Here is a 4,903-nt window from a genome sequence, read left to right on the forward strand (position 1 = left end):
ACGCTATCGCAAGAGCCTGCGCGCGGCGGAGGCGGTCAAGCCGGGCGCGATCGAACGCTATGACTTCTCGCGTTTCAGCTTCGTCGCGCGTCGCGTGGCGAAGGGCAGCCGCCTGCGCCTCATGATCGCGCCGATCAATTCCATGTATGCCGAGAAGAACTACAACGCCGGCGGCGTCGTCAGTGCCGAATCCGGCAAGGATGCGCGCAAGGTCACCGTCACGCTCTACCACGACGCCGCGCACCCGAGCGCGCTGACGGTGCCGATCGCGGCCACGTCTTCGGTCGGTGCGAAGTAAGTTGGCGGTGCGAAGAGCGCAAGCCTGAAACACGAAGCACACCGAGCACACGAAGGACGAGCGAGTAAAACTTAAACACGGAGCACGGAGCACACGGAGAAGGCGAGAGCCAAGGAGCCTTTTTCCTGAAAAGGCTTTCCTTCGTGTGCTCGGTGTGCTTCGTGTTTCAATCCTTACCGCTCTTCTGTTGAGTCTTTCCTGGTTCAAGCTTGGTCTTTTTACGGCGTGGCATGGGACTTGATACGCCGCACGGCGGCCCCACCGTTCGTGCGCATCGACGCGTGAGGCAAGAGCATGGCGAGCGGGCGGTACGATCTGGTGGTGCTCGGCGCGGGGTCGGCCGGCATCGCGATGGCGGTGCGCTCGGCGCGGTACGGCGCGAGGGTCGCGCTGCTCGAGCCGGGCGCGCCCGGGGGCACCTGCGTCAACGTCGGTTGCGTGCCGAAGAAGGCGATGTGGTTCGCGGCCGAGCTCGCCGAAGCGCAGCGGGTCGCGCGCGAGGTCGGATTCGACGTCGATCCGGGCGCATTGCGCTGGCCGGAGTTCGTCGCGCGGCGCAGCGCCTACATCGACAACATCCACGCCGCCTATCGTCGCCGCTTCGACGAAGTCGGCGTCGAACTGATCGCCGAGCCCGGTCGTTTCCTCGCCGCCGACCGCATCGCGACGCCGACGCGCGAGCTGCGCGCGAGCCATGTGCTCGTCGCCACGGGCGCGCACTCGCAGCGCGAGCCGGTCCCCGGCGGCGAACTCGGCATCGATTCGGACGGCTTCTTCGCGCTGCGCGCCGCGCCACGTCGCGTCGCGATCGTCGGCAGCGGCTACATCGCAGTCGAACTCGCGGGCGTCCTGCGAGCGCTCGGCAGCGAGGTGAGCGTGTTCGCTCGCGGCGAGCGCGTGCTGAGCGCGTTCGACCACGAACTCGGCGAGGCGCTCGCCGCCGCCATGCGCGCACGCGGCATCGAACTCGCGTTCGATCGGAAGACGACGACGGCCACCAAGGACGCTTCCGGCTACGCGCTGCAGTTCGCCGACGGCAACCTGGCCGACGGCTTCGACGAACTGATCTGGGCGACGGGCCGGCACGCGATGACCGCCGGTCTCGACCTCGAGCGTGCCGGCGTCGCGCTCGATGCGAAGGGGTTCGTCCTCGCCGACGAGTGGCAGGACACGAACGTCGCGGGCGTGCATGCGGTCGGCGACGTCACCGGTCGACTCGCGTTGACGCCGGTTGCCATCGCCGCGTCGCGGCGCCTCGCCGATCGACTCTTCGGCGGCAAGCACGACGCGAAGCTCGACTACGCGAACGTGCCGACCGTCGTGTTCTCGCATCCACCGATCGGCACGGTCGGATTGGCCGAACACGTCGCGCGTGCGCAGTTCGGCGACGCGGCCGTGAGGATCCATCGCAGCGAATTCCGCCCGATGCTCACGGCGCTCGCGCACGGCGCCGAGAAGTCGCTCATGAAGCTCGTCTGCGTCGGCGAAGACGAGCGCATCGTCGGCCTGCACATGATCGGCGTCGGCGCCGACGAGATCCTGCAGGGCTTCGCGGTCGCGGTGAAGATGGGGGCACGCAAGGCGGATCTCGACGCGACCGTCGCGATCCATCCGACGTCGGCCGAAGAGTTCGTCCTCATGTAGGGCGGTCTCGCACGCGACCCGGTTTCGCACGCAGCATCGAAGGAGCATCGCGGCGGAACACGCCGCCGCGCAGCCGGATCATGCGTCGGCGCCGGCTTACGCCGCGATGCTGCGCTCAGTGCGGACGCGGCGGCCCGGCGTCCGCGTCGCCGGCATAGATCTCGACCGACAGCGCGAACGTGCGCTGCTCGCCCGGACGCATCGCCCCCACGCCGATCATCTTGCGGTCGATCTCCTCGCCGCGTTCGTTGCGGATCGACAGCACCATCGAGTATTCCCACGCCTCGGCATCGGCAGGCTGCCGCACCGTGCCCTCGACGCGCAGCGCGGAGATCGCGTGCTGCGCGCGCGCCGCCGCGGCGGCGGGATCGAAGCGCAGGTGGTGCCTGCACGACGGGCACACCGCGGCACTGGCGAGGATCGTCGCCTTGCAGTGCGGACAGACGCGCGTGACGCGGGGCCGTGGGGCATTCACGCCGCAGCGTTCTCGTTGGCGGCGCGCGATGCCTTCGACGCGCCTTTCTCCTCCCAGCCGAATTCGACCTGGCCGCGCATGCGCGAGCCCGCGGCGACGGTGAGCGAACCGGCCTTGAGGTCGCCGACGAGCACGCCGGTCTGCAGCAGGTCGACCTGCGCCGCGGCATCGATGTTGCCTTCGAGTTCGCCCGCGACGGTGACCTTCTTGGCACGAACGCCGCCCGCGAGCTTGGCGTCCTTCTCGATCGTGAGGTCGCCCTGCACGTTGACGTCGCCCTTGAAGCGGCCGGCGATGCGCACGTGGCCGGAACCTTCGATCTTGCCTTCGATCGTGATGTCGGACGCGATCAGCGACTCCTTCGCTTCGCTGCGCTCGGCGCGGAATGCAGGCGCCGGGGTCGCGTAGTCGGTGAGCGGCGACGGCTCCCTCGGCGCGGCGGCTGCGGGCTCGGGCGCAAAGGCCGGGGTTTCCTTCTTCGCTGACGGCTGCTGGTTGAAGATCGCCATGGTCGTGCGCACTCCGCTTCAGGGGAGCCCGAGCGTAGATCGCAACGCGATCCTGAACCTGTGATGTCACTCACGGAATGCGCGTTAACGTTTTGAACAATAACGAAATCTTTGCGCAATTAACGAACGCGCGAAGCATGCAACCGCAATGCCATGGCACGCGAGGCGGGGAGGCGCAGGAGGGTAAGGCGCGCGGAAGATGCGGTGCGGCTGTCCATCGCCGCACCGCGGGGGACCGGACCAGGGGTGACGATCCGGTGGCATCCGGACGAGCCGGCTGCGCCGCGTGCCGTTTCCGTGGCGCGCGCCTTCGCTGAGCGCCTCAGTAGAACCGGCGCGGCTTCGACGTCGGTGCATCGACCGCCCCGGCGTCCTTTGCCGTCGCAGGCAGCAAGGGGTCGACGACGACGGTGCCGCTCGCATTCGGTGAGATGCGCCATTCGAACTTCGGATCGTAGGGATCGTCGCTTTCGCGGAACTGCCGATAGGCGATCGCGCCGTCTTCACTGCCGCCCTTGAGGACGCCGAACGCGGCAGTCGCGAATCCGTCGACAGCCGAATGGCCAGCCACGACATTGACGGGCCGAACTGCTCCGCTCGCGCTCCCGACCTTGAGCGCGCCGGGCATGCCCACGCGCGAGCCGGTCATTTCCGCCTTCACGTGCGCCCAGCGCATCTTCGCGCGAGTGAGCGCCGCGTCGTCGCCGTAGGTGGGCTTGAGTTCGCGCCAGATCTCGTTCGCGCGCGCGAACTCGTCCTTGCCGAGGTCGGCGTAGAGCAGTTCGCGGGCCCTGGTGTAGTCGGCGTCACCGCGTTCGGCCGCGAGCGCGAACCACGCCATCGCGCGCGCGCGGTCGACCGGCACGCCTTCGCCCTTGAGGTACATGACGCCGAGGTTGTACTGCGCGGGCTTGTAGGCCCACGAGGCCGACACTTCGTACATGTCGATCGCGAACCGGTAGTCCTTCTTGCCGACCGCGCGCACGGCATTGAAGTAGTACTTCTCGCCGGGACGGCCGTCGTCTTCGGGCGTCGCGAAGTGGTCGCTCGCGGGCCGCCGTGTGTTGAACGACGAGTCGTAGCGTGGCGGCAGGTGGTCGGTGGGCACATCGTCCGCGCGTGCGTGCGATACCGGCAGGGCGGCGCAGAGGGTGATCAGGAGCGCGATTCGCGTCGTCATGGGGTCGTCCTCGGCAAGGGGTCAGCGTGTGCGCTCGTCGGTGCGAGCCTCGTCACCACCGGACGGCGACACGATCGGCTCGACCGTGACCGTTCCGGTCGGCGTCGGCGACGTGCGCCATTCGAACTTCGGGTCGTACGGGTTGTCGCTCTCGCGCAGCTGGCGATACGCGATCGAGCCGTCTTCGCTGCTGCCGCCGAGCACGCCGAAGGCCGCGGTCGCGAAGCCGTTGACCTCCGATCGCCCGGTCGGGCCGAGGCGCACGGGTCGGACGCCGCCGCTCGCGCTGCCGACCTTCAGGTTGCCCGGCGATCCGACCGGCGATCCGGTCATCTCGGCGCGCACGTGCGCCCAGCGCATCTTCGCGCGGATGAGCGCCGCGTCGTCGCCGTAGGTGGGCTTGAGTTCGCGCCAGATCTCGTTCGCGCGCGCGAACTCGTCCTTGTCGAGATCGGCATAGAGCAGTTCGCGGGCCCTGGCGTAGTCGGCGTCGCCGCGTTCGGCCGCGAGTGCGAACCACGCCATCGCGCGCGCGCGGTCGACCGGCACGCCTTCGCCCTTGAGGTACATGACGCCGAGGTTGTACTGCGCGGGCTTGTACGCCCACGACGCGGACACCTCGTACATGTCGATCGCGAACCGGTAGTCCTTCTTGCCGACTGCGCGAACGGCGTCGAAGTAGAACTTTTCGCCTGGACGACCTTTGTCTTCCGGCGTGGCGTAATGATCGGTGGCGGGGCGCTCGACGTTGGTGCGCGAGTCGTAGCGGGGAGGCAGGTCGTTGGCGGCGCGCGCGC

5 protein-coding genes and 1 pseudogene are annotated in these 4,903 nt (G+C 68.6%); 2 read left to right on the forward strand and 4 right to left on the reverse strand.

Annotated features, from left to right (window positions below):
- Window positions 1–298 (forward strand): hypothetical protein (locus tag VI238_RS01925; protein WP_331647861.1); only part of this gene is annotated, 298 nt, incomplete at its 5' end.
- A gap of 294 nt (window positions 299–592) precedes the next feature.
- Window positions 593–1,942: a glutathione-disulfide reductase gene (gene gorA, locus VI238_RS01930; RefSeq protein WP_331647863.1), complete on the forward strand. Its 1,350-nt coding sequence runs from the start codon at window positions 593–595 to the stop codon at window positions 1,940–1,942.
- A 96-nt stretch (window positions 1,943–2,038) separates the two neighbouring features.
- Here gorA and VI238_RS01935 read toward each other — a convergent pair.
- The 4 genes and pseudogenes from VI238_RS01935 to VI238_RS01950 form a co-directional block, all read right to left on the reverse strand.
- A pseudogene (locus VI238_RS01935) lies at window positions 2,039–2,417 on the reverse strand (hypothetical protein).
- Window positions 2,414–2,926: a polymer-forming cytoskeletal protein gene (locus VI238_RS01940; RefSeq protein ID WP_331647865.1), complete on the reverse strand. Its 513-nt coding sequence runs from the start codon at window positions 2,924–2,926 to the stop codon at window positions 2,414–2,416. The pseudogene VI238_RS01935 and the gene VI238_RS01940 overlap by 4 nt, the downstream one beginning before the upstream one ends.
- 322 nt (window positions 2,927–3,248) lie before the next feature.
- Entirely contained in the window at window positions 3,249–4,106 is an 858-nt protein-coding gene (locus VI238_RS01945; RefSeq protein ID WP_331647867.1) for a sel1 repeat family protein, read from the reverse strand.
- Between the two features lie 21 nt (window positions 4,107–4,127).
- Window positions 4,128–4,903, reverse strand: a 776-nt coding sequence (locus VI238_RS01950) for a sel1 repeat family protein (protein ID WP_331647870.1), incomplete at its 5' end; no start/stop codon positions are given.

It is taken from the genome of Dokdonella sp. (assembly GCF_036518555.1).
GTDB lineage: Bacteria > Pseudomonadota > Gammaproteobacteria > Xanthomonadales > Rhodanobacteraceae > Dokdonella_A.